This window comes from Flavobacterium celericrescens (assembly GCF_011392075.1).
In the GTDB taxonomy this organism is placed as follows: domain Bacteria; phylum Bacteroidota; class Bacteroidia; order Flavobacteriales; family Flavobacteriaceae; genus Flavobacterium; species Flavobacterium celericrescens.
On record NZ_JAAJBV010000005.1, the window covers coordinates 71705 to 94895 of the forward strand.

The 23191-nt window shown below is 31.6% G+C and carries 25 protein-coding genes; 18 read left to right on the forward strand and 7 right to left on the reverse strand.

What is annotated here, in order from left to right; genetic code table 11:
- Positions 1 to 4: 4 nt before the first annotated feature.
- The 4 genes from G4L40_RS08065 to G4L40_RS08080 are packed head-to-tail and all read left to right on the forward strand — an operon-like array spanning position 5 to position 2017.
- Complete coding sequence (locus G4L40_RS08065; RefSeq protein ID WP_166236694.1) at positions 5 to 520, forward strand: RNA polymerase sigma factor; 516 nt, start codon at positions 5 to 7, stop codon at positions 518 to 520.
- The gene (locus G4L40_RS08070; RefSeq protein WP_166236695.1) at positions 501 to 944 is read left to right on the forward strand and encodes a hypothetical protein; all 444 of its coding nucleotides are present in this window, start codon (positions 501 to 503) and stop codon (positions 942 to 944) included. Before G4L40_RS08065 ends, G4L40_RS08070 begins: the two co-directional genes overlap by 20 nt.
- A 9-nt stretch (positions 945 to 953) precedes the next feature.
- Entirely contained in the window at positions 954 to 1481 is a 528-nt protein-coding gene (locus G4L40_RS08075) for a DUF4252 domain-containing protein (RefSeq protein WP_166236696.1), read from the forward strand.
- A gap of 2 nt (positions 1482 to 1483) precedes the next feature.
- Positions 1484 to 2017 carry a DUF4252 domain-containing protein gene (locus tag G4L40_RS08080; protein WP_166236697.1) on the forward strand — a complete coding sequence of 178 codons (534 nt, stop codon included), beginning with the start codon at positions 1484 to 1486 and terminating at the stop codon, positions 2015 to 2017.
- Between the two features lie 26 nt (positions 2018 to 2043).
- Here G4L40_RS08080 and G4L40_RS08085 read toward each other — a convergent pair whose 3' ends face one another.
- The 6 genes from G4L40_RS08085 to G4L40_RS08110 all read right to left on the reverse strand — a co-directional run bounded on the left by G4L40_RS08085 (position 2044) and on the right by G4L40_RS08110 (position 7413).
- Complete coding sequence (locus G4L40_RS08085; protein WP_166236698.1) at positions 2044 to 2487, reverse strand: sterol desaturase family protein; 444 nt, start codon at positions 2485 to 2487, stop codon at positions 2044 to 2046.
- Between the two features lie 11 nt (positions 2488 to 2498).
- Complete coding sequence (locus tag G4L40_RS08090) at positions 2499 to 3338, reverse strand: phytoene/squalene synthase family protein (RefSeq protein ID WP_166236699.1); 840 nt, start codon at positions 3336 to 3338, stop codon at positions 2499 to 2501.
- 1 nt (position 3339) lies between these two features.
- The gene (locus tag G4L40_RS08095) at positions 3340 to 4800 is read right to left on the reverse strand and encodes a phytoene desaturase family protein (protein ID WP_166236700.1); all 1461 of its coding nucleotides are present in this window, start codon (positions 4798 to 4800) and stop codon (positions 3340 to 3342) included.
- Positions 4801 to 4855: 55 nt separating this feature from the next.
- Positions 4856 to 5755: a MerR family transcriptional regulator gene (locus G4L40_RS08100; RefSeq protein ID WP_166236701.1), complete on the reverse strand. Its 900-nt coding sequence runs from the start codon at positions 5753 to 5755 to the stop codon at positions 4856 to 4858.
- A gap of 142 nt (positions 5756 to 5897) precedes the next feature.
- Positions 5898 to 6302, reverse strand: coding sequence for a response regulator (locus G4L40_RS08105; RefSeq protein WP_166236702.1), 405 nt, complete (start codon positions 6300 to 6302; stop codon positions 5898 to 5900).
- The gene (locus G4L40_RS08110) at positions 6289 to 7413 is read right to left on the reverse strand and encodes a PAS domain-containing sensor histidine kinase (protein ID WP_166236703.1); all 1125 of its coding nucleotides are present in this window, start codon (positions 7411 to 7413) and stop codon (positions 6289 to 6291) included. Before G4L40_RS08110 ends, G4L40_RS08105 begins: the two co-directional genes overlap by 14 nt.
- A gap of 1066 nt (positions 7414 to 8479) precedes the next feature.
- Here G4L40_RS08110 and nirK point away from each other — a divergent pair.
- From nirK to G4L40_RS08130, 4 genes are read left to right on the forward strand one after another with little or no spacing between them, the layout of a single operon-like run.
- On the forward strand, positions 8480 to 9922 hold the full coding sequence (gene nirK, locus G4L40_RS08115) for a copper-containing nitrite reductase (protein ID WP_166236704.1): 1443 nt from the start codon (positions 8480 to 8482) through the stop codon (positions 9920 to 9922).
- A 25-nt stretch (positions 9923 to 9947) separates the two neighbouring features.
- Positions 9948 to 10733: a formylglycine-generating enzyme family protein gene (locus tag G4L40_RS08120; RefSeq protein ID WP_235922618.1), complete on the forward strand. Its 786-nt coding sequence runs from the start codon at positions 9948 to 9950 to the stop codon at positions 10731 to 10733.
- A gap of 24 nt (positions 10734 to 10757) precedes the next feature.
- The gene (locus G4L40_RS08125) at positions 10758 to 11351 is read left to right on the forward strand and encodes an SCO family protein (protein WP_166236705.1); all 594 of its coding nucleotides are present in this window, start codon (positions 10758 to 10760) and stop codon (positions 11349 to 11351) included.
- 29 nt (positions 11352 to 11380) lie between these two features.
- Complete coding sequence (locus tag G4L40_RS08130) at positions 11381 to 12658, forward strand: alginate export family protein (protein WP_235922619.1); 1278 nt, start codon at positions 11381 to 11383, stop codon at positions 12656 to 12658.
- Positions 12659 to 12779: 121 nt separating this feature from the next.
- Here G4L40_RS08130 and ric read toward each other — a convergent pair whose 3' ends face one another.
- The gene (gene ric / locus G4L40_RS08135) at positions 12780 to 13502 is read right to left on the reverse strand and encodes an iron-sulfur cluster repair di-iron protein (protein ID WP_166236706.1); all 723 of its coding nucleotides are present in this window, start codon (positions 13500 to 13502) and stop codon (positions 12780 to 12782) included.
- Between the two features lie 153 nt (positions 13503 to 13655).
- Between ric and G4L40_RS08140 the strand changes: the two genes are divergently transcribed.
- The 10 genes from G4L40_RS08140 (at position 13656) to G4L40_RS08185 (ending at position 23165) form a co-directional block, all read left to right on the forward strand.
- A complete protein-coding gene (locus G4L40_RS08140; protein ID WP_166236707.1) occupies positions 13656 to 14087 on the forward strand; it encodes a c-type cytochrome in 432 nt (143 codons plus the stop codon).
- A 16-nt stretch (positions 14088 to 14103) separates the two neighbouring features.
- Positions 14104 to 15438 (forward strand): cbb3-type cytochrome c oxidase subunit I, encoded by a 1335-nt coding sequence (locus tag G4L40_RS08145; RefSeq protein WP_166236708.1) that lies wholly within the window; start codon positions 14104 to 14106, stop codon positions 15436 to 15438.
- Positions 15439 to 15542: 104 nt separating this feature from the next.
- Entirely contained in the window at positions 15543 to 16328 is a 786-nt protein-coding gene (locus tag G4L40_RS08150; protein ID WP_111567247.1) for a CbbQ/NirQ/NorQ/GpvN family protein, read from the forward strand.
- 11 nt (positions 16329 to 16339) lie between these two features.
- Positions 16340 to 18106 (forward strand): nitric oxide reductase activation protein NorD, encoded by a 1767-nt coding sequence (locus tag G4L40_RS08155; protein WP_166236709.1) that lies wholly within the window; start codon positions 16340 to 16342, stop codon positions 18104 to 18106.
- Between the two features lies 1 nt (position 18107).
- Positions 18108 to 19079 (forward strand): DUF438 domain-containing protein, encoded by a 972-nt coding sequence (locus G4L40_RS08160; protein WP_166236710.1) that lies wholly within the window; start codon positions 18108 to 18110, stop codon positions 19077 to 19079.
- 10 nt (positions 19080 to 19089) lie between these two features.
- Positions 19090 to 19752: a carbonic anhydrase gene (locus G4L40_RS08165; protein WP_166236711.1), complete on the forward strand. Its 663-nt coding sequence runs from the start codon at positions 19090 to 19092 to the stop codon at positions 19750 to 19752.
- Complete coding sequence (locus tag G4L40_RS08170) at positions 19749 to 20318, forward strand: cytochrome c oxidase subunit 3 (protein WP_166236712.1); 570 nt, start codon at positions 19749 to 19751, stop codon at positions 20316 to 20318. Before G4L40_RS08165 ends, G4L40_RS08170 begins: the two co-directional genes overlap by 4 nt.
- A 10-nt stretch (positions 20319 to 20328) precedes the next feature.
- Complete coding sequence (locus tag G4L40_RS08175; RefSeq protein ID WP_166236713.1) at positions 20329 to 20568, forward strand: cytochrome C oxidase subunit IV family protein; 240 nt, start codon at positions 20329 to 20331, stop codon at positions 20566 to 20568.
- A 121-nt stretch (positions 20569 to 20689) separates the two neighbouring features.
- Positions 20690 to 22480, forward strand: a complete 1791-nt coding sequence (locus G4L40_RS08180) for a hypothetical protein (RefSeq protein ID WP_166236714.1) — start codon at positions 20690 to 20692, stop codon at positions 22478 to 22480.
- A 205-nt stretch (positions 22481 to 22685) separates the two neighbouring features.
- Complete coding sequence (locus tag G4L40_RS08185; protein WP_166236715.1) at positions 22686 to 23165, forward strand: c-type cytochrome; 480 nt, start codon at positions 22686 to 22688, stop codon at positions 23163 to 23165.
- The last annotated feature ends 26 nt before the right edge of the window (positions 23166 to 23191 follow it).

Below are 23191 nucleotides of genomic sequence, written 5' to 3' on the forward strand. Positions count from 1 at the left end.
TACAATGAACCAAAACGAGTTTGTACATATTATAACTCCTTTTAAAGATAAGTTATTTCGTTTAGCAAAACGAATGCTTGTAAGTACAGAGGAAGCTGAAGATGCTACGCAAGAAGTATTGGTGCGGTTATGGAATAAAAATAGTTCGTTAAAACAATATAATAGTGTTGAGGCTTTAGCAATGACAATGACAAAAAATTATTGCTTGGATCAATTGAAGAGTAAAAGAGCCACTAATTTGCAAATTGTACACAATAATTATCAAGATAAACAAGCAAGTGTAGAAACACAAATAGAATATCAAAACACGTTGCATTGGGCAGAAAAATTAATCAATGATTTACCCGAACAACAGCGAATTATATTACAACTTAGAGAAATTGAAGAATACGAATTTTCGGATATTGCTCAAGTCTTAGAAATGAATGAAACAGCGGTTCGAGTAGCTTTATCAAGAGCTAGAAAAACCTTGAGAGAACAAATAGAAAAAACACATAATTATGGAATCCATGTTAGTTGAACAACTAGTAGAAAAATATTTTCAAGGAGAAACCACTATAGCCGAAGAAAAACAATTAAAGGCCTATTTTTCTTCGAGTGATATAGCGCCACATTTGGTGAGATATCAATCGCTATTTGGTTACTTTGAAACACAAAAAGGAACGCAATTCGAGCAAAAACTTCCATTACAACCTAGAAAACAAAGTACTGTAAAATGGATTGGAATTGCAGCAAGCTTTGTGGTACTTTTTGGATTGGCTACTTTCTTTTTATATCCAACAGAACCTAAAAATGAAGATTTAGGAACTTTTGATAATCCAGAAGAAGCCTATTTAGAAACGCAAAAAGCATTGCTAATGGTTTCAGAACAAGTAAACTTTGGCATGGAAAGTGTATCTCATTTAAAAGAATACGAAAAAACAAAAAAAACAATTTTTAAATAATAAAATCACATGAAAAATTTAGTAGTAGTTATAGCATTTTTAATGTCATCAGCGGTATCATTTGCTCAAAATGCTTTTGATAAATTTGAAGATAAAGAAGGAGTAACATCTGTTGTTGTAAACAAAAAGATGTTTGAAATGATGAGTAAAGTAAAAGTTGATGCAAAGGATAAAGAAACACAACAATATTTAAATTTACTAAAAAAATTAGATAATTTAAAAGTGTTTACAACAAGTAGTACAAAAGTAGGAGCTGAAATGAAAGCAACGGTAAACAGCTATTTGAAATCAAATCCTTTAGAAGAATTGATGCGTGTAAATAATGAGGGTAAAAACGTTAAAATCTATGTAAAATCAGGAGCTAATGAAAACATTGTAAAAGAGCTTTTGATGTTTATTGAGGGTGCTAATGTGAAAGATGCCAATACAATTGTTTTATCATTAACAGGGAATTTCAGTTTAGATGAAATTTCAATGTTAACAGAAAAAATGAGCTTGCCTGGTGGAGATGATTTGAAAAAAGCTTCAAATAAATAATCATGAAAAAGCTATTCGTAATAGTGGTTTCTAGTATTCTTTTATGGAGTTGTGAAACTAAACCTACCTTGCAAAAGTATTTTGTAAAAAACACAGAATCTTCAAACTTTGTTTCTGTTGATTTGGCTCCAAGTATCATTAATACGGAAAAGGTAACTTTAACAACCGCCGAAAAAGAAGCGTTACAGTCGTTTGAAAAAATGAATATTTTAGCTTTCAAAACAGATTCTAATGATGTGGCGAACTATGATAAGGAAATCAAAGAGGTAAAATCGCTTTTAAAAGATGAAACCTATCAACAGTTGATGAAAGTAGGATCAGGAAATGACGGAGCAGCGGTTTATTTTGTAGGTGAAGATGAGCATATTGATGAATTTGTTTTACTAGCAAGTAAAAAGGAAAATGGTTTTGCCGTTGTGAGAGTTTTGGGTAATGATATGAACCCAACTCATATTTTAAATATGTTGAGTTTGCTTAAAAAATCAGATATGAATTTAGAACAACTCAAACCACTACAAGAGTTGATGAAGAAATAATAAAAATCCCGCTACAGCGGGATTTTTTAGTTTTTATAATATTTGAAAGGAACAATTAGCATTCCGAAACATTCTCCATGTTCTTTACCAATATGTTTGTGGTGCATTTTATGTGCTCTTCTAACAGCTCTTGCATAGCGATTGTTGGCATTTCTAAACAATTTAAAACGTTGGTGAATGAAAATGTCGTGTACTAAAAAATAAGCGATTCCATAAGCTAGAATACCTAACCCAATTGCTAATCCAAGTTCAAAGATTTCGTATTTCCAAAGCAAAAAACAACCAATACTTACAACGGCATAAAATATAAAGAAAGCATCGTTTCTTTCAAACCAAGAATCGTGGTCTTTTTTATGATGATCTGCATGTAAAACCCATAAAAACCCATGCATGATATATTTATGACTAAACCAAGCCATAAATTCCATAAAGAAAAACGTTGTAAAAAATACTAAAACATGTATCCACATAATATTTTTGATTAAATAATGTTCAATTTATAATTCAAATAGCATTTTGCTAATAATCCCACTTTTTCATGATCTGGAACACGAATTCGTGTGTTTTTAATTTCTAAAGATGGCGTTTTCTTTAATTTGCTCAATAATTTCTTGTAGTAAATATAAGCAGTATAAACACCAAATTTTGCTTCTAATGGCAATTTTTGAATACCTTCAAATCCTGCATCAAAATCTGCTTGAATTTCAGCAATAATTTGTTGTTTAGAAGTTTCGTCTAGTCTTGATAAATCGGTATTTGGGAAATAAGTTCTGCTTAAATCTTCAAAATCAGCTTTTAAATCTCTCAAAAAATTTACTTTTTGAAAAGCAGAACCTAGTCGCATAGCACTATGTTTTAGTTCTTCATATTTTTCAATATTTCCATTTACAAAAACTTTTAAACACATCAATCCTACTACATCTGCAGAACCATAAATGTATTCGTTATATTCTTCCACAGTAGTATATTTCGTTTTAGATAAGTCTAATTTCATACTTTTCATAAAAGCAGCAATTAGTTCATTCGGGATATTATATTTATTAACCGTATGTTGAAACGAATTTAGAATAGGATTTAGACTTATTTTTTGTGAAAGCGCTAATTCTAAATCGTTTTCAAATTGTGTAAACAAAAGGTCTTTGTCATAATCATGAAAAGTGTCTACAATTTCATCTGCAAAACGTACGAAGCCATAGATATTATAAATATCTTGTCTAATGGATGGCGCTAACATTTTAACTGCAGAAGAAAATGATGTGCTGTATGCTTTTGTAACTTTCATGCTACAATCAAACGAAACATTGTCAAAAATTGATTTCATACTATTGATACTTTTCTATTAAATCTGAAACTAACTTACCTGAAATTAATGCAGGAGGTACACCTGGTCCTGGAACAGTTAATTGACCAGTAAAATATAAGTTTTTAACTTTTTTACTTTTCAATTTAGGTCTTAAAAAAGCAGTTTGCAGTAAAGTATTTGCCATACCATACGCATTCCCTTTGTACGAATTATATTCTTTAATAAAATCATTTACACAAAATGACTCTTTGAATATTATACTGTTTTTTACTTCTTGTTTTGTTAAGTATTCAAAACGAGAAATGATTTTTTCAAAATATAACTCTCGCAATTCATTAGTGTCTTCAATACCTGGAGCTAATGGAATTAAAAATATTCCAGCTTCTTTTCCATTTGGAGCTGAGTTTGTATCAGTTTTTGAGGGAAAACTTGCATAGAAAAGAGGCTCTTCTGGCCATTTTGGATTATCATAAATAGCTTCAGCATGTATATCAAAATCAACATCAAAAAATAAAGAGTGATGTTCTACATTTTCTATTTTTTTATCAAATCCTACATAAAATAGGAGTGATGAAGGAGCAAAGGTTTTCTTTGACCAATATTTTTCTGTGTATTGACGATGATTTTCATCTAACAACGTTTCAGAATGATGATAATCGGCACCGCTTAGCACCACTTCTGCAGGAACGATTTTATTATTTACTAAAATGCCAGTAGCTTTTCTGTTAATTACATCAATTTTTTCTACATTGGCATTGGTTTCAATTTTTACGCCTAGTTCTTTTGCCAAAGTTTCAATTGCTAAAATAACCGAATACATTCCATTTTTTGGGTGCCATGTACCTAATCCAAAATCTGCATAGTTCATGAAGCTGTAAAAAGATGGTGTATCGCTTGGTTTTGCGCCTAAAAACAATACTGGAAATTCTAATATTTGAATTAATTTGGTATTCTTGAATCGTTTTCTAACATCTTTTGAAATATTACTAAAAAACTGATTTACTTTTTTTGCTGTTTCTAACGTAATTAATTCCAACGGTGATTCACCTGGACGATAAACTAAATCTTTAATTGCAATATCATAGTTGCTTTTAGCTTCAGCCATAAATTGTTCCAATTGTTTTCCACTTCTTTTTTCGATAGATTCAAAAGTGTTTACAATTTCTGGTAAATTATCGGCTATAGTTACAAAATCTAACTGCCCAAAGTAGACTTGATAAGCAGGAGATAATTTTATCAATTCGTAATAATCAGTCGGTTTTTTGTTAAAATCTGCAAAAAAACGTTCAAAAACATCGGGCATCCAATACCATGTAGGACCAATATCAAAAACAAAACCTTCTTTTTTTAATTGACGCGCTCTTCCTCCTATAGTTTCATTTTTTTCATAGATAATTACTTCATTTCCAGCTTTTGCTAAATAACATGCAGCTGCTAATGAAGAAAATCCTGAACCAATTATTACAATTTTTTTACTCACAGTTTTAATTTTGTTTAACAAATATAGTAAAAAAATTAAACAAAATGATAAAAGGTTATAATTTACTAGCTACTTCTTCTATACTTTTAAATATTTTCATAGTAGATGGTAAAGTTTTTGGATCAATATATTCAGTCATTCTGCCTAGTAGGAATGCTTCGTGGTTAGTTCCTTCGATAATTTTTGAGTTAAATGTCTTAATATATTCGTTAATGCTTTCCATGTTTGGTTCAACCGTAAAATAGCTAATAAAAGTTATTTTATCAAAACAGGTTTTCAAATTGATTAGACTTTCAATTGGAATATTTTCGCCAAGATAAATGGTTTGGTAGCCATTATTTAAAATTTCATAGTTCAAATACATTAGACCTAGTTCATGTATTTCATTTGATGGCAAGAAAAGTACGAATACTTTATCATTTTTTATTGGAGCTTTGGTTTGAACTTTTTCAGTATTACTTAATACTTTTTGTTTGATGAGGTATGAAATAAAATGTTCATGAGCAGGGCTTATAGTTTCGGTTTGCCATAAAAAACCTAATTCCTGCATTAATGGGATAAAAACGGTGTAAAAAACTTCTTCAAATGATTTTTCATTCAAAAGATTGTTATAAGTGTTAAAAAACAACGATTGATCAAAATTCATCATCGCAATTTTAAAAGTGCTTATTGCATGATTTTTTGCACTTTTTTCAGAAATGATGTCACTGGCTAGTTTAAAAATTTCTTCTTGGGATAATGTTGAAATTTTTGAAATTTTATAACCATAATTGTGTATTAAAACGATGTTTAATAATTTCTGTAAGCTTTTTATATCATAAGAACGAATGTTTGTGTCAGAACGCATTGGTTCTAAAATATTGTATCTTTTTTCCCAAATTCTAATGGTATGTGCTTTAATACCAGATAAATTTTCTAAATCTTTTATACTAAATACATTTTTTACATTGTTCATTTTATATTTTTTTGTTTAACAAATATAATAAAAAAATAAACAGATTAATTAAAAATGAAAAGATTCAAAATTGATTCATAAAAAAACCACCTCAAAAAAGGTGGTAAGTTTTTATTTAGTTAAAAAGAAATAATCTTTATTTTTATAATGACATTACTATTTCTGCAAGTTTATCTTTAGTTACTGGTTTGATAATAAAATCAGTAACTGAGCTAATTTCTTTAGCTTTTGTGATATCATGAGGTGAAATAGAAGAAGAACAAATATAAATCAAGATTTTTTCTGTTTTATCTGTTTTTAAAGAAAGTGATGTGAACTCATCTAAAAATTGCCATCCATCCATAATTGGCATAGAAAGATCAAGAAATATAACTTCAGGTAATTGATAATCGTTATTCAAGTTGTTTTTTAAATAGTTCAAAGCGTCTAATCCATTGTTAAAAACCTTAATTTCTTTAACATGATTAGTTTGTTCAATTATTCTTTGTGTTATGAAGACAAAAGTATCATCATCATCTACAAGTGCTAAAATTTCAATTTGCTTCATATGATTTAAATTTAATATAAAATGTGCTGCCTACATCTGGTATACTGTCAACCCATATTTTTCCTCCCATAGCTTCAACTTGGGTTTTAGTCATAAATAAACCAAAACCACGTGCGTCAGGATGTTTGTGAAAAACTTTACGAATCTTAAATAAGTTATTTTTATGAAGATTTAAGTCTATACCTAAACCATTATCAGTTACGGATAGTATAACTCCATCTTCGTCATTAATTGTCTTTATTTCAATTGATAGAATTCTATCTGGTGATTTATATTTTAATGCGTTACTTATTAAATTTGTTAAAATGCTCTCAATGTATAGTTGTGGATAATATATTGTGGTTGCTTCTTCAAAATCTGTATTTATTTTAACTTTATATTCGCAAATTTGTGCTTTAAAGCCTATTAAAACTTTTTCTATAGTATCTTTTAAATCAATAATTGATGATTCAACTTCAGCATCTTGTCTAACTTGTAATGATTCAACTAACTCATCAAGAATACTATTTAAATGGTTTACAACAGGTTGTACTTTACTAAATACTTCTGCTTTTTCTACATCATCATCACAAGAGTCCATATAATCTAGTAGCATTGAAATATTTACTAATGGCGCTCTAAGATTATGAGAAACAATGTTGCAAAAATCGACTAATTGTTTGTTTTGATGTTCAGAATTAATTAGCATTTTTGCAATTTTTTCTTCACCCTTTTTTCGTTCAGTGATATCAGATCTTATTGCTACATATTGATATGGTTTGCCTTGCTCATTTAAAAAAGGAACAATGGTTGTATCAACCCAATATGGAGTTCCGTCTTTTGATCTATTTTTTATTTCTCCTTTCCATACATTTCCTTTTGCAATTGTACTCCATAACTCTTTTATGAATTCTTTTGGATGGTATGAAGAATTAATAATTCTATGATCTTGTCCTAATAATTCTTCTCGACTATATTTTGAAATTTTACAAAAATTATCATTAACATGTGTAATTATTCCTTTTTGATTTGTAATTGCTACAATAGAAGATTCATCGAGAGCATATTTATAGTCCGAAATTTCTTTAATTTTTTTTAATAATTCTTCTTCTTCTATTTCTTTATTACTCATACACTACATTATATAACTATTTAAGCATATTTATTTTCAATTAATCTTACACAGATATTAAAAAATGAGGGTATTACAAATTTACATATTTTTTTTGCATGATATTGTGCTGGTGTGTTAAATTTTTATGTTTTTTAAAATGATATTGATTTAATTTTAAATAAAAAATATTTTTTAGAGGATAATTGTGATTATTTTATAAATAAGTGGTGTGTTAACCAGTTAATTATTAGTTACTTGTAAGGTTCCTTAGTTTTTGATTGAAAAAAATATTGAGAAGTAACACTAATTTGTCCTTTATGATTGCAACCATACTTTTAAAAGACTAATGTTTAAAATTTTGTACTAATAAATTTAATATCAAAAATCATGAACAAATCATTTTTGTTTATTTTATGTCAATTGCAAGCAAATACTTTTCGTGCCCAATAAATTCCAGTTATATTGACATCCAAATTCAATCTATATAGAATGATTTATTATTTATTCATTCATTCATTCATTCATTCATGTCTAATATTAGTTGCATAAAATATTTTTTAGTAAAACTTTATTGTATTAAAAATTAAAGGAATTTAGTTGTTTTTAAATAATTTTATAATCAACTAAAAGTTTTTAATAAATAAAAAAACCTTGTAAAATATTACTTTACAAGGTTTTTTGTGGAGCAGAGTGGAGGCGAATCGAACTTATTTAAGGAAGATTTGAGACAGTTACATTTGATATTTCTAAAATTACAATGACAACTTCAATTCAAAACAAAATGAATTTGTTTTGAATTGAAGTTTTTTATTTTTGCTCAACTATTAATTAAAAAATATGATTACTGCTAAATTTTGCAGTGATTTTTTATTGACCCTATAAATAATTTGTTTCTTTAAAATCATAAAAGACTATATCTTAATTTTCTTTTTTTTAATTTATTTAATTTAATATTTTTTTAACTTTTTTTCGAAACATGATTTATATCATATTAAAGGATATTTTTGTCCTTTAATTTTGACCTATAAAATGATAGTAACGAAACTATTATTGAAACCAATATTTAAAACTAATTTTTTCTACCATGAGTAATTTTATTAAAAAAGTTCTTGTATTATGTGTGGCTTGTGTCGCAAGTATCGCATGTAAACAGAACGGTGACTCAACAACCAACTATGCCGATATTTCAGTTGATGATGAAATGATTGCAGAATTAACAGCGCCTCCATTCGTACCAAAACCTGTTGGAGATCGTCCTGCTAAAAAATTAATAGTAAACATGGAAATCAAAGAAATCGAAGGTGAGATGGCCGACGGTGTTAAGTATGTCTATTGGACTTTTGGAGGAAGTGTTCCAGGAAGTTTTATTAGAACTAGAGTAGGTGATGAAGTTGAATTTACTTTAAAAAATCACCCGGACAACAAATTACCTCACAACATCGATTTACATGCCGTTACTGGTCCAGGTGGTGGCGCAGCTTCTTCATTAGTAGCGCCGGGACATGAAAAAACTTTTAATTTTAAATGTATTAATCCAGGATTATATGTATACCACTGTGCTACAGCTCCAGTAGGGATGCACATTGCAAACGGAATGTACGGATTAATTTTGGTGGAACCAGAAGGTGGTTTACCTCCAGTTGATAAAGAATACTACGTAATGCAAGGTGATTTTTATACCAAAGGAAAATACGGTGAGCCAGGAATGCAACCTTTCGACATGACAAAAGCTGTGGATGAACATGCAGATTATGTAGTGTTTAATGGTAAAGTTGGAGCTTTAACAGGAGATAAAGCATTAACAGCAAAAGTGGGTGAAACCGTTAGAATTTACATGGGTAACGGTGGACCAAATTTAGTTTCCTCTTTCCACGTAATTGGAGAAATTTTCGACAAAGTTCACATTGAAGGTGGTGATGCTATCAATAAAAACGTTCAAACAACCTTGATTCCTGCTGGTGGTTCTGCAATTGTAGAATTTAAAGTAGATGTTCCAGGAACTTTCATTTTAGTGGATCACTCAATTTTCAGAGCATTCAATAAAGGAGCATTGGGAATGTTAAAAGTAGAAGGTACTGAGAATGATAAAATTTATTCAGGAACAACCCAAGAAGGAGTTTATCATCCAGAAGGAGGAACGATTCAAAACATGCCAAAATCAGGTAATGGTAAAGAAGTTGTCGTAAATAAAACATTAGCTCAACAAATTACTGATGGTAAAAATATTTATGGAAGAACTTGTTTCGCTTGTCATCAATCAGAAGGTCAAGGTATTCCTAGTACTTTCCCTCCATTAGTGAAATCAGATTTCTTAAATGCGGATCCAAATAGAGCAATTAATGCTGTACTTCACGGATTAAGTGGTGAAATTACTGTAAATGGTAAAAAATTCAATTCAGTAATGACCAGTCAAAACCTTACAGATCAAGAGGTCTCAGATGTTTTAACATATGTGTATAACAGTTGGGGTAACAATAAAACCAAAGTGACTCCAGCTATGGTAAAAGCTCAAAGAGGTAAAAAATAAGTATAAACAATTAACAAACTGAAGAATGGAAGCTCAATTTATAAAACGATTTCACTACTGCCTAATTTTATTATCTTGGGTTTCCATTTGTTTTTCTCAGGTGCCCGAAGATATGGTAACCATTGGAGCAGGGAGTTATGTTCCGTTATATGGAACAACGGATAAGAAACCAGTAAACATCAAATCCTTTTTGTTGGATGTATATCCGATTACGAATCAAGAGTATTTAGAATTTTTGAAAAAAAATCCGAATTACAGAAAATCAAAAATCAAACGACTTTTTGCCAATATAACTTATTTATCAGAATGGAGTGGTGATTTAAGTTTTGGGCAATTAAATGCAACTGCACCTGTAACTAATGTCTCTTGGTTTACAGCTAAAGAATATTGTGAATGTCAAGGTAAAAGATTAGCTACTTTAGACGAATGGGAATATGTAGCCATGGCAGATGAAAAAAGAAAAGACGCTCGTTCAAGAGAAGAATTTAATAAATACATTTTGAGTTGGTACGAAAAAAACAAAACCTACAACAATTCCGTAGGTAAAACATTTAAAAATTATTGGGGTGTTTACGATATGCACGGATTGGTTTGGGAATGGACTTTCGATTTCAATAGCATTTTTTTATCAGGAGAATCTAGAAAAGATAAAGACACTGATAAAGATTTGTTCTGTGGAAGTGGTTCAGTCAACGCTACCGATTTAATGAATTATGCCGCTTTTATGCGATATGCTTTCAGAGCAAGTATAAAAGCAAACTACACAACAAAGAATTTAGGTTTCCGATGTGCCAAAGACATCGCTAATTAAGTTTTTAATTAAAAAAATTGAGTTATGAAAAAGATAATTTTATTCGTAATTGCTTCCCTTTTATTAATCGGATGTAATGCAAAAGAGGAAAAACAAGACATAAAAGATAAACCCATAACCGATTTATCAATTTACAACTTACCTGAAAAATGGACCAATCAAGATGGAAAAGATATTGAACTAAAAGAATTGAGAGGAAAAGTTCTTGTTATGGTGATGATTTACACTTCATGTAAAGCCGCTTGTCCAAGATTAGTTGCTGATATGCGAAATATTGAAGCTAAAATCCCAGAAGAATACAAAGACAAAGTCCAATTGGTTTTAGTAAGTATTGATCCAACTGTTGATACTCCAAAACGATTAAAAGATTTCTCTATCGAAAACAAAATGACTGGAAATCAATGGGTTTTCTTGCGTTCAAATGAAGAAAATACCAGAGAATTCGCAGCAGTTCTAGCCGTAAATTATAAAAAAATATCTCCGATAGATTTCTCACATTCCAATATAATCAGTGTATTTAATGCGGAAGGGGAATTAACATTCCAGCAAGAAGGATTAGGAGTTAGTTACGATAAAACGGTTTCAAAAATCAAAGAAGAAGCGGCTAAAATAGAGTAGTGGCTTCCCAATAAAAAATCCAATACAACATGAAACTTCAAAATAAAATGTTAGTTGCAGTTGCCTTTGCAATTTCAACTGTAGGTTCTTTTGCCCAAGAGTTAGAAGTCAACCTACAACTACGACCACGATTTGAATACCGAAATGGTTTCAAAGAATTAATGAAAGACGATTTTTATCCCACTTCGTTTGTTTCTCAACGCTCAAGAATGAATTTTTTCTACAAGCAAGAAAAGTTCAAAGCTAATGTATCGTTTCAAAACGTTAGAGTTTGGGGCGATGTGGCTACAACTTCTCCATCGGATAAAAACGGAGTAGCTCTATTCGAATCTTGGATTTCGTATGATTTCAATACGAATTGGACAGCAAAATTCGGACGACAAGTGCTTTCGTATGATAATCAAAGAATTATGGGCGGAATCGATTGGTTGCAACAAGGTCAAAGTCACGATGCCGTTTTGGTTACCAATAAGAAGAATAATTATCAATTGGATTTCGGAGCAGCATTAAATAATAACAATGAAGCCCTTTATGAATCTGCTTATGTGACGAACTATAAAAACATGCAGTTTATTTGGTTCAACCAAAAATTTTCAAAACTTAGTTTGAGCTTTTTAGCATTGAATAATGGCTATCAATATGAAAATTTGGTAGAAAATAAATTCCAAGTTGCCTATTTGCAAACCATCGGAACTTATGGAAAATGGGATGCTTCTAAATTTTATGGTGATTTCGGTTTGTACGCTCAAACTGGTGAAGCTGCCATCACTAATGATAAAGTAGATGTTGGTGCGTATTATGCGGGATTTAATTTGGGATATAAATTCACCAATCCTTTCAAAGCCGAATTAGGTTTCGAATATTTATCGGGAAAAGATCAAAATGATACCGATACTAAAGTAAAATCGTTTACGCCTTTATTTGGAACCAATCACGGATTTAATGGTTTAATGGATTATTTCTATGTTGGAAATCATAAGAATTCGGTTGGATTGCAAGATTTTTATACCAAATTCATTTACGACAAAAACAAATGGCAAGTAACGTTAGCACCTCACTTATTTTACAGCGCTGCATCGGTTTACAACATGGCTACTTTAGAAGAACAAGATAGTTATTTAGGTACAGAAATCGATTTAACAGCAACTTACAAAATGGACAAAAACTTTGTAATTTCTGGAGGTGTTTCTAAAATGTTTGCCAGCGACACTTTGGAAATTTTAAAAGGAGGAAATAATTCAAATGATAACAATTGGGCTTGGGTAATGATTTCATTTAATCCTCAATTGTTTACTTACAAAAAATAGATTAATTATAAATGGGGTTATTATTAATTAAAAAAGGACTGCTAATTATTTTAGCAGTCCTTTTACTTTAAAAAGAGTCGCTCTGTTTGCCAAAACGACTCCGTTTAAAGAACCTAATTAACTAATAAAACTTATCTTGTAAAACAATGGCACCTGGAAACAAAATATTATTTTCTAAATGAATGTGCGCATGTAAATCCGCTTCAAATTCTTGTAACATTTGATAAGTTACTTTGTAAGTGTTGCAAGCATCAGCTGGCGGTGTATAATTGTTTGATAATTCTACAATTTTTTCAAATCGTTCACCTTCATTTTCATGTTCTTCCATCATCATCGCAATTGGATTAGCAACAGAACCAAATCCAGGATTGTTGATAGGTGTGTTATTTCGATTAGCCTCTACCATTTTTTTAACGAATGGAAATAGAATTAATTCTTCTTTTTTCATGTGTTGCGTTAATTCATCTGCGCTTCTTTTGAATAGTTTTTTAATTTCAAAAAGTTCTGGATGTTGAGCACCATGTACTTGTTCCAACTTAAGTAAAAACGATAGCAATTGCGGAATTTTTTCTTCCACATAACGATGGTGTTTTTTCTCAATATAATCAATCAACAAATCCAATTCCCAAGATTTAAAATCGATTCCTTGATTATTATTGTTTGCCGTAACACGTTCTAATTCGTCTAAAAGTGCATATTTATCAATGCCTTTTTTTGCACATACTTCATCGATTGTTCGGTTTCCTTTACAACAAAAATCGATACCTAATTGACTGAAAACACCGGCAGTTCTATAATCATCTGCTACTATGTTTCCCACTGTTTTGTTTGAATCTATTACCATAATACTGTATTGTTTAAATAAAAGACAAATTTATCTTTAATTTAATTTTCATAGTATGATTTGAATCATAACGCATGTTTTTTTTTGGTAGTTATTTTGTATTTAATTAAAGGATAAAAACATCCTTTATAATTTCTAACTAATATCTAAAATATGTTATCAAAATCACAAGCACGAGCATTTTTTTTAGGAGGAACCGTAGTAACCTTTTTGGTCTTTATTGGCTTAACTATTTACTCGTTCATGCCTAAAAATGATCAAACTTATCATGATAAGATTGATGCAAAAGTTATTCGAGGAAAGGAAATCTGGGAATCGAATAATTGTATGGGTTGTCATACCATTCTTGGGGAAGGAGGCTACTATGCTCCAGAACTAACCAAAGTAATCGAAAGAAGAGGAGAAGGTTACGTCAAAGCCGTTTTACAATCGCCAGTTCCTTGGGGACCAAAAGGCAGAAAAATGGTAAAATACGAAATGAACGATGCCGATGCCGAAGCTGTAATTGCCTATTTCAAATGGATTGGAAACATTGATTTGAATGGTTTTGATCGCGTGGTTTCACCTTTAGCTAAAGACAAATAATCCAAAATATAATATCATGAAATATAAATCACAAAAAGTAGCGTATTGGTTCTTTGGATTATGCATGTTATTGTTTGCATTACAAATTATCTATGGTTTTATTATGGGCTTTGCCCGAATTGGAATGGATGGTCTTCACGATTTTATTCCGTTCAATACAGCAAGAGCTGTTCACACGAATTTATTAGTAGTTTGGTTATTAACTGGTTTCATGGGAGCCGCTTATTATATCATTCCTGAAGAAGCACAAAGAGAATTAGTCAATGTAAAATTGGCTTATGTTCAGTTGATTTCCTTAGCAGTTGTTGGCGTTTTAGCAATCGTTGGGTATCACTTTAATATTTGGGAAGGACGAAAATTCCTTGAAATTCCAAGAGAATTAGACTTTTTAGTAGTGGTAAACGTATTATTATTCTTAGGATTAATCCTAACCACTTTATACAAAGCGGAAAGACGAACAACAACTTCATTAGTTTTAACAATGGGATTGGTTTTTGCCGCTTTATTATACTTACCAGGTATGATTTGGTTCGATAGTCAAGTTACGGATTCATTCTTCCGTTGGTGGGTAGTGCATTTATGGGTTGAAGGAGTATGGGAACTAATCATGGGAGGTATTTTATCATACTTATTAATCAAACTTACAGGTGTTGACCGAGAAGTTATCGAGAAATGGTTATATGTAATTGTTGGTTTGACATTCCTTTCAGGTTTATTAGGAACAGGTCATCATTACTACTACATTGGAGTAAATAAAATTTGGTTAATCGTAGGTGGAATTTTCTCAGCATTAGAACCATTAGCGTTCTTAGCAATGGCATTATTCGCAGTGTACATGTATCGAAAAGGAGAAAAATCGCATCCTAACAAAATTGCGTTATTCTGGACTATCGGAGCTTCTATTGTATCTTTCATTGGAGCTGGATTGTTAGGATTTGCTCACACTTTACCACAAACAAACATTTACACACACGGAACTTTAGTAACAGCAATGCACGGTCATTACGCATTCTGGGGTGCTTACGCGATGATTGTTTTAGCGATTATTAGCTATGCTTTACCAAACATTACTGGAAGAAAGTTATACGACAGCACAAGAGGTCACATGGCGTTTTGGTTGTCAAATATCGGAATGTTAGGAATGACTGTAGCTTTCGGTGTAGCAGGTGTTGCCCAAGTGTACATGGAACGTAAAATGAAAATGGATTTCATGGATGTTCAAAACGAAATCAGTATTCACTTTGTTGTATTGTTGCTTTGTGCCACATTATTTACAACCGGAATTACCTTATACATTTTAGAGTTTATCAAATACGGTAAACCCACAGATGAAGCTCTTGTAAAAGAATAGTTATTAGTTTTTGGTTAGAATTTTAAATTAATAGCAACCGAGACCAATTGCCCAGAGTTGTCGCTGCCCGCTTTTGGTTTCGGTTTTTTCAAAAATAAATTGCCATGATAGTAGCAGAAAAAACCATATTTTATAAAGCAGTAGGTTCTGAAATTGAAATTTTCAATCAAATCAACCAATTGCGATTGCCTTTATTATTGAAAGGTCCAACAGGTTCTGGAAAGTCCCGTTTTATCGAATATATGGCGAATGAAGTTAACAAAACATTAGTCACCGTAAGTTGTCACGAAGAAACTTCAGCAACCGATTTAATTGGACGTTTCATCATCAAAGGAGCCGAAACCATTTGGATTGACGGACCTTTATCCATAGCAGTAAAAAACGGATATATTTTATATTTAGATGAGGTTGCCGAAGCGCGTCCTGATGTCATCGTAGCCATTCATTCCTTAACCGATCATAGAAGAGAACTTTTCATTGATAAATTAGGAGAAACCATCAAAGCACATCCCGATTTTCTTTTGGTAGCTTCGTTTAATCCAGGATATCAAAAAGGATTCAAAGAATTAAAACCTTCTACTCGTCAACGATTTGTAGCACTTTCCTTCGATTATCCAAATCCAAAAATAGAAGCCGAAATTTTAATTAATGAAACCGGAATTCAAGCCGATATTGCTCAAAAGTTAGTCGCAATCGGAACAAAAATTAGAAATCTTACCGAGTTAGGTCTAACCGAAACCGTTTCCACTCGATTATTAGTGGACGCCGCGAAACTTATCAATAATGGATTACCAAAACGATTAGCCGTTCACGTTGCCGTTGTAGAACCTTTAACAGACGAGCAAGAAACCATTCAAGCTTTAAACGATTTGTGCGATTTAATGATTTAAAGATTTGAGATATGGGCTTAGAATTAGACGAAATTATCTATAAAAAAGTACTCAAGTACTTTAAAAATAAACGACTCAATGATGCCGAAATTCTGAGCCGTCAAATCAATTTGTCTGACATCAAACCGCGATTGACTCTTTTTGCTAGAGCAATTTGTGGTGCACCAATCGATATTTTTCCAGCCGAACGCGAAGGCGGTTACAAAAACAAAAACTTCTTTCTTCCCATAAATTGTTCGCTTTTCCCAACAAAAGAGGAAAATCTGAAATTCTATTTTTTCAGAACAGTGTATTTGAGTATTCAGAAACAACTGAATTTGAATTGGGATAACCAAGATAATTCACCAGAACTTTCTTTGGAAAAAGCCTTTGAAACAGCACCATTAGTTATTGGAAAAATGTTTGAAAATTATCTATCCATGCAAGAGTTTTATTATGATGCGGTACCAAAATTACCCGTTAATAAAAAAGACCAATCTATTGATTATTCTTGGTTGTACGGAAAATGGATGAAAAACACACCCGAAATTGAAGACGATAATGTATTGCAAAATTTCGATGACAATACTAAGAAAATAAAAAACAATGTAGTAGCCGAAACTACGCTTCATGCGAAAGCTGTTGAAGAAATTGAATCACTTACTATCGACAAAAAACAACAAGAAGATTATGTGTTAATGCACAGTTTCGAGAAAATTGAAACTGCAGAAGAATTCAACGGAAATTGGCGCGATTTTGATGGAAAAGATGATTTAAAAGACCATCAAGAAGCTTTGGAAGAAATGAACATGAAGTTTACGGTTCGTGTTGATGATGTGGTGCATTCTGTATATCAAGCGGATTTTGTTGAAAATACTTCCATTGCCGAAAGTGCTGAGGTCGATGAAAAAGGGTTTCATCTAAAATATGACGAGTGGGATTTCAAAAAACGAAATTACTTGACTAATTTCTGTAAAGTTTATCCGAAAACCCAACTCAAAACCCACGCAACTTATTATAAAAATACGATGGCGAAGTACAAAACCACTTTAAATGGTTTACGAAAAATGCTTACCAGCGTGAATAATAAAATGCAACAACAACGAAGACAATTACAAGGTGACGCTTTCGATTTAGACGCGTTAACCGATTTATATACCGACATTCATTCAGGAAAATCACCTGACGAACGCATTTATTTGTCTCAAAGAAAGAAAAACAAAGACCTTGCAATTTTAGTTTTGTTAGACATTAGTCTCTCAAGCGATGGTTATGCCGCAGGAAATCGTGTGATTGATGTAGAAAAAGAAGTTTCCATTTTATTTGGCGAAATTCTGCATGAGTTTGACATCGATTTTGCGATTGACGGATTTTATTCCAAAACCAGAAATTTCACGACTTATCTCACTTTGAAAGATTTCAACGAAAGTTGGAACAAAGCCAAACATAAAATCGGAGCCGTTGAACCTAATGGTTATACTCGAATTGGTCCCGCTTTACGTCACGCTGGCGCACGAATGGATCAATTGGATGCCAAAAACAAATGGATTATCGTGCTTTCCGATGGAAAACCAAATGATTACGATAAATACGAAGGTCAACACGGAATTCAAGACATCAAGCAAGCGTTGCGAGAATTGAATGAGAGAAAAATCAATTCGTATGCCTTAGCCATTGAAGCGCAAGCCAAATATTATTTGCCGCAAATGTTCGGTCAAAATCATTATCAAATATTAACGTCTCCTGAAGCTTTACTAAAATCATTGGTAAAACTTTATGAGAAAATCAAACATCAATAAAATGGCAACATCAGAAACTCATACAAACGTGATTGAAGGACATCCCATTCATACTTATTTCGTAGAGACCGATTTGATTCATCAATTATTGGAAGAATTAAATGCCATTAATCCAAAAGAAGAATTTCAGAAATTTTACAATGTATTCAATCATTTAGCAACCGTTGAACGACGTTTTGAAAGAAAAGAAAATCAATTATTTCCGTTTTTAGAACAAAAAGGTTGGACAGGACCATCTCGAAATATGTGGTCGTTTCACGATACGATTAGAGAAATGTTTCGCATTGTTAGAAAAAATTTGGAAGACCAAGATTTTACTTCAGCCAAGCACAATACCAATCTAATCTCTCAAAGTTTATATCGTTTATTAGATGTTGAAGAAAACGTATTGTTTCCAAATGCATTAGATATGTTATCAGATGAAGATTGGATTAAAATGCGAAAAGGAGAAGACGAAATTGGTTGGATGTTATCAGAAGCTCCACCAAAATTCCCAAAAGAATCTGAATACATTCATCCTTCTCAAGATACAGAACGCAGGACCGATGTTGTTTTCAACGAAAATGCAGCGCATTACGATGAAGGTTTCATGACAGTTGAACAAGTAAATCTACTTTTCAAAACCTTACCCATCGATTTAACTTATGTAGATGAAAATGATAAAGTAATTTTCTACAATCGTGGTGAAGAACGTGTTTTCCCAAGAAGTGCTGGAATTATTGGTAGGGAAGTTCGTTTTTGTCATCCGCCTAAAAGTGTGGATACCGTTTTGCAAATTTTAGAAGCGTTTAGAAAAGGCGAACAAAACGAAGCTTCTTTCTGGATTAACTACAGAGAACGCCTGATTTACATTCGCTATTTTGCAGTTCGTGATGCTCAAAAACATTATAAAGGCGTAATCGAAATGTCACAGGACATCACCGATATCAAGCAAATTAATGGTGAAAAACGATTATTAGAATGGAATAATTAATTGAAAATTTATGAGAATTATAGGTACGCTTTTATTCAGCATTTTTATCATTGTTATTTTTTCGTGTGAAACAACAGAGCATCATCATGTTCCAAAAACGGCAAATGAAGCTTTCAAAGAACTAATGGAAGGAAACCAGCGTTATGTTAATAATGTATCCATACATCATGATTTTATTGATGAAGCGCATCATTTTGAAAAAGACCAACATCCGCACACTTTTGTGTTGTCTTGTATCGATTCTCGCGTGCCGCCTGAAATTGTTTTTGATCAAGGAATAGGAAATTTATTTGTAGCAAGAGTTGCTGGAAACATAGAAGATCCAAACATTTTAGGAAGTATGGAATATGCCGTTCAAGTAAAAGGAACCAAATTGTTGGTGGTGTTAGGACATTCCAATTGTGGTGCAGTTCAAGGAGCAATTGATAATGTGAATTTGGGACATTTAACACAATTAACCAATCAAATCAAAGTGGCATTTAGTAATCACAGAACCTATCCATTACCCGAACATTTATCAGATGAAACAGGTCGATTGAACGTGCTTTCCACCATAGAACACATTCTCTCATCAAGCAAAATTATTAGAGATTTGGTCAATCAGAAGAAAATAAAAATAGTAGGAACATTTTACGATTTACACACAGGTAAAGTCGAATTATTACAATTATGAACCATACAAAATCAATATATTATCCGCCAGGAGGCATTTTAATTTGGATTATCATTTATTTGGAACTCATCACTTTCGGAATGGCGATTTTAGCCTTAGCCTATTACGGTTCGGAAGAGCGTGAATTATTTCACAACAGTAGTTTAAAACTGAATAAAACAATTGGAACAATAAACACTATTTTGTTGTTAACTAGCGGATTTTTTGTAGCCAAAGGAATCCGTTTTTTTAAAACTGCTAACATCAAAAATACATTGTTTTATTTCAATTGGGCAATGCTGGGAGGTCTTGGATTTTTAGTTTTAAAATCATTCGAATATTACGAAAAATTAGAAGCCGGATTGCATATGGATTACAATTCGTTTTTTAGATTTTATTGGTTATTAACGGGTTTTCATTTTATACATGTTTTGGTGGGATTGGTAATTTTATTGGTAATTACATTTTCCATCAAAAAAAAACAAACTGTAGCATCCTTTGAAGACATCGAAGCAAGTGCTAGTTTTTGGCACATGTGCGATTTAATTTGGTTGCTTTTATTTCCGGTACTTTATTTACTTTTTTAAATGTTAGATTATGAAAGAAACTATTTCTTCTACGTTTATTTTGTTGTTGACACTAACTGTAATCGCTGCTTTTTTAGCATTAAATGTAAGTGCAGAAATTATGACAACAACGGTTGTGACTTTAGCTTTAATTAAATTTTGGTTAGTAGCTTTTCAGTTTATGGAATTAAAAAAAGCACATTCTTTTTGGAAATATTTGATATTAGGTTTTGGTGGTTTAATGGGAGTCATTTTAGTGATTTTGCTCTAAATTCTTCCAATTTTCAAAGCATGATAATAATCATAAATTAATCTTAAGGATTGTATTTTATTTGTCACTATTTATTTTGTTAAGAGATAAATGGAATGCAGAAATTAACAAAGAAAACAATATGACTTTACAAAAAAATACACATACTTTTCACATTCCTGTTATGGGATTGGCTTTCACAATTGATAGTCCAGTACGAGTGGCACAATATGGGATTGATTCTGTAATCTCTATCATGGATGATGATTTGATTGAAAAAATGACCGCTTTTTATGCCGAAAAATTCAAGCAACCTTATGAAGAAATCTCGCAAAAAGTTGAAGACTTTAGAGCAAAAAGAATTACCAATTATTTGAATTTACTCGATACAGTTGTTACTCAAAAGTTCGAATGCTTCAAATCGGAATTGATTGAAAAAAGAACGCAATTAGAAGATTTTATTGCCATTTTGCCAACAACTTCCGAATTAAAAATCAAATTAGAACATTTAATCGATTCTGGAAAAAACAATATGATGGAATTAAAAACCATCTTAGATCATCATTTTGCACCAGGTAGTATCGATGTCAATATCATGACAAAAATTGATAAAGATAATTTTAGTGATGATGAACAATTACCTGTAATGTACAACGATGCGCATGCTGCTTTGAGAGGTTTTGTAAACAGTACCACAAATTCATCCGTAGTTTTTTCTGCCGGAATGAATCCAAGATTGTACAGTTATATGGAAACTTTCGATGCTTTTTATTCCAATGCAAACGGACAATTTCAAAAAAAAATCATTTTGAAAGTAAGCGATTTTCGTTCGGCGATGATTCAAGGAAATTTTCTAGCTAAAAAAGGACTTTGGGTTTCAGAATATAGAATAGAATCAGGTTTAAATTGTGGTGGACACGCATTTGCTACTGATGGATTTCTATTAGGTCCAATTTTAGAAGAATTCAAAAATAAAAAAGACGAGTTAATTCAATCGGCTTATTCGCTATTGACAAATGCTTTAACGTCTAAAAATAAAGAAGTTCCAAACGAACCACCTGTTTTAAAAATAACAGTTCAAGGCGGAGTTGGAACTGCGGAAGAGCATCAGTTTTTATTAGACCATTATCAGGTAGACGCTGTGGGTTGGGGTTCTCCGTTTCTTTTAGTTCCAGAAGCGACTTCAGTTGATGTTGAAACCAGAAAATTATTAGCCGATGCCAAAGAAAAAGATTTGTATTTGAGTAATATTTCACCACTCGGAGTTCCTTTCAACACGATTAAAGGCATGACGAATGATTTCTATAAAAGTCAACGTATCGCTTCAGGAAAAGCAGGAAGTGCGTGTCCGAAAAAATATTTAGCACTAAGCAAAGAATACAAAAAAGAAGGCACTTGTACCGCATCTAAAAAACATCAAGACAAGAAATTAGATGAATTAGAAGCAAAACGCAATAGCATTTCATTCGAAGCTTACACTAAAGAATACGATTCAATCACAGAAAAATCATGTTTGTGCGTGGGATTAGCAAATGCAAGTCATATCGAATTAGGAATTCCAATTAAAGGTCAAGCACAAGGTGTTGTTGTTTGTCCAGGTCCAAACATGGCTTATTTTTCTAGAGAATTTTCATTGAAAGAGATGATTCAACACATTTACGGCAAAAAAGAAATCGAAAATCACACCGATAGACCTAATATGTTTGTAAAAGAATTAGGCTTGTATGTTTCGTATTTGTTAAATCAAATAAATGAAGTTTTCGAAATTACGCCACAGCAAATCAAAAAATGGGAAACTTTTAAAACGAATCTTTTAAATGGAATTGATTATTACAAATCTATTTTTCAAGAAAAGAATTCCAAAATTCAAAACGATATTTTACAATTGGAATTACAATTAAACAAATTAGAATTTAATACAATTTCTGTCTAAAAGATAATTACTTAATAATGAGGGTTATTTAATTTTTATAAGTAGGTTTTTGCAAAAGGCTGTTTTCATTTTTTGGAAACAGCCTTTTTTTTGTTCAACAATTGTTAATAATAAAGATAAAAATATCCTTTTTTATGATTGTAATCATACTTTTAAAGCATTCAATTTCATAAATTTGTAGTAATAATTTTAATATTAAAATATCATGAACAAATCAATTTTACTTGTTTTATCTCTTGCTTTAGCTGTAGCATGTGGTAAAAAAGAAGCATCTGCTGAAGACAATTATCAGCCAGGTGGAGGTGAAGCAACAACAGAAGCTGCTGATCCAGCATCGTATGATCCAAAACGTGGTGAAGGAAAATTTGACACAGTTGAATTAGGAGCTACATTAGACCAAGCTTTAGCGAAAAAAGGAGAAGAAGTAGCGGGTGTAAAATGTGCATCATGTCACAAAACAACAGATGAAAAATTAGTTGGACCAGGTTGGAAAGGGGTTACTGAAAGAAGAAAACCAGAATGGATTATGAATTTTATAACTAATCCTGATCCAATGATTGACAAAGATCCAGAAGTACAAGCGCAATTGGAAATTTGTTTGGTTCGTATGCCTAACCAAGGTGTTTCTGATGACGAAGCTAGAGGAATTCTTGAGTATATGCGTAAAAATGACGGTGTGAAATAAACATAAAAGGGTATTGTGTTAAGTGA

Excerpts from the sequence above, each read along its gene's own strand:
- G4L40_RS08130 (WP_235922619.1), top strand. The coding sequence starts at position 11,381 with ATGAAACTTCAAAATAAAATGTTAGTTGCAGTTGCCTTTGCAATTTCA.
- G4L40_RS08085 (WP_166236698.1), bottom strand. The coding sequence starts at position 2,487 with ATGTGGATACATGTTTTAGTATTTTTTACAACGTTTTTCTTTATGGAA.
- G4L40_RS08185 (WP_166236715.1), top strand. The coding sequence starts at position 22,686 with ATGAACAAATCAATTTTACTTGTTTTATCTCTTGCTTTAGCTGTAGCA.
- G4L40_RS08110 (WP_166236703.1), bottom strand. The coding sequence starts at position 7,413 with ATGAGTAATAAAGAAATAGAAGAAGAAGAATTATTAAAAAAAATTAAA.
- G4L40_RS08180 (WP_166236714.1), top strand. The coding sequence starts at position 20,690 with ATGACTTTACAAAAAAATACACATACTTTTCACATTCCTGTTATGGGA.
- G4L40_RS08075 (WP_166236696.1), top strand. The coding sequence starts at position 954 with ATGAAAAATTTAGTAGTAGTTATAGCATTTTTAATGTCATCAGCGGTA.
- G4L40_RS08145 (WP_166236708.1), top strand. The coding sequence starts at position 14,104 with ATGAAATATAAATCACAAAAAGTAGCGTATTGGTTCTTTGGATTATGC.
- G4L40_RS08100 (WP_166236701.1), bottom strand. The coding sequence starts at position 5,755 with ATGAACAATGTAAAAAATGTATTTAGTATAAAAGATTTAGAAAATTTA.
- G4L40_RS08140 (WP_166236707.1), top strand. The coding sequence starts at position 13,656 with ATGTTATCAAAATCACAAGCACGAGCATTTTTTTTAGGAGGAACCGTA.
- G4L40_RS08160 (WP_166236710.1), top strand. The coding sequence starts at position 18,108 with ATGGCAACATCAGAAACTCATACAAACGTGATTGAAGGACATCCCATT.
- G4L40_RS08090 (WP_166236699.1), bottom strand. The coding sequence starts at position 3,338 with ATGAAATCAATTTTTGACAATGTTTCGTTTGATTGTAGCATGAAAGTT.
- G4L40_RS08070 (WP_166236695.1), top strand. The coding sequence starts at position 501 with ATGGAATCCATGTTAGTTGAACAACTAGTAGAAAAATATTTTCAAGGA.
- G4L40_RS08120 (WP_235922618.1), top strand. The coding sequence starts at position 9,948 with ATGGAAGCTCAATTTATAAAACGATTTCACTACTGCCTAATTTTATTA.
- G4L40_RS08125 (WP_166236705.1), top strand. The coding sequence starts at position 10,758 with ATGAAAAAGATAATTTTATTCGTAATTGCTTCCCTTTTATTAATCGGA.
- G4L40_RS08105 (WP_166236702.1), bottom strand. The coding sequence starts at position 6,302 with ATGAAGCAAATTGAAATTTTAGCACTTGTAGATGATGATGATACTTTT.
- G4L40_RS08175 (WP_166236713.1), top strand. The coding sequence starts at position 20,329 with ATGAAAGAAACTATTTCTTCTACGTTTATTTTGTTGTTGACACTAACT.
- G4L40_RS08080 (WP_166236697.1), top strand. The coding sequence starts at position 1,484 with ATGAAAAAGCTATTCGTAATAGTGGTTTCTAGTATTCTTTTATGGAGT.
- nirK (WP_166236704.1), top strand. The coding sequence starts at position 8,480 with ATGAGTAATTTTATTAAAAAAGTTCTTGTATTATGTGTGGCTTGTGTC.
- G4L40_RS08165 (WP_166236711.1), top strand. The coding sequence starts at position 19,090 with ATGAGAATTATAGGTACGCTTTTATTCAGCATTTTTATCATTGTTATT.
- G4L40_RS08150 (WP_111567247.1), top strand. The coding sequence starts at position 15,543 with ATGATAGTAGCAGAAAAAACCATATTTTATAAAGCAGTAGGTTCTGAA.
- G4L40_RS08155 (WP_166236709.1), top strand. The coding sequence starts at position 16,340 with ATGGGCTTAGAATTAGACGAAATTATCTATAAAAAAGTACTCAAGTAC.
- G4L40_RS08065 (WP_166236694.1), top strand. The coding sequence starts at position 5 with ATGAACCAAAACGAGTTTGTACATATTATAACTCCTTTTAAAGATAAG.
- ric (WP_166236706.1), bottom strand. The coding sequence starts at position 13,502 with ATGGTAATAGATTCAAACAAAACAGTGGGAAACATAGTAGCAGATGAT.
- G4L40_RS08170 (WP_166236712.1), top strand. The coding sequence starts at position 19,749 with ATGAACCATACAAAATCAATATATTATCCGCCAGGAGGCATTTTAATT.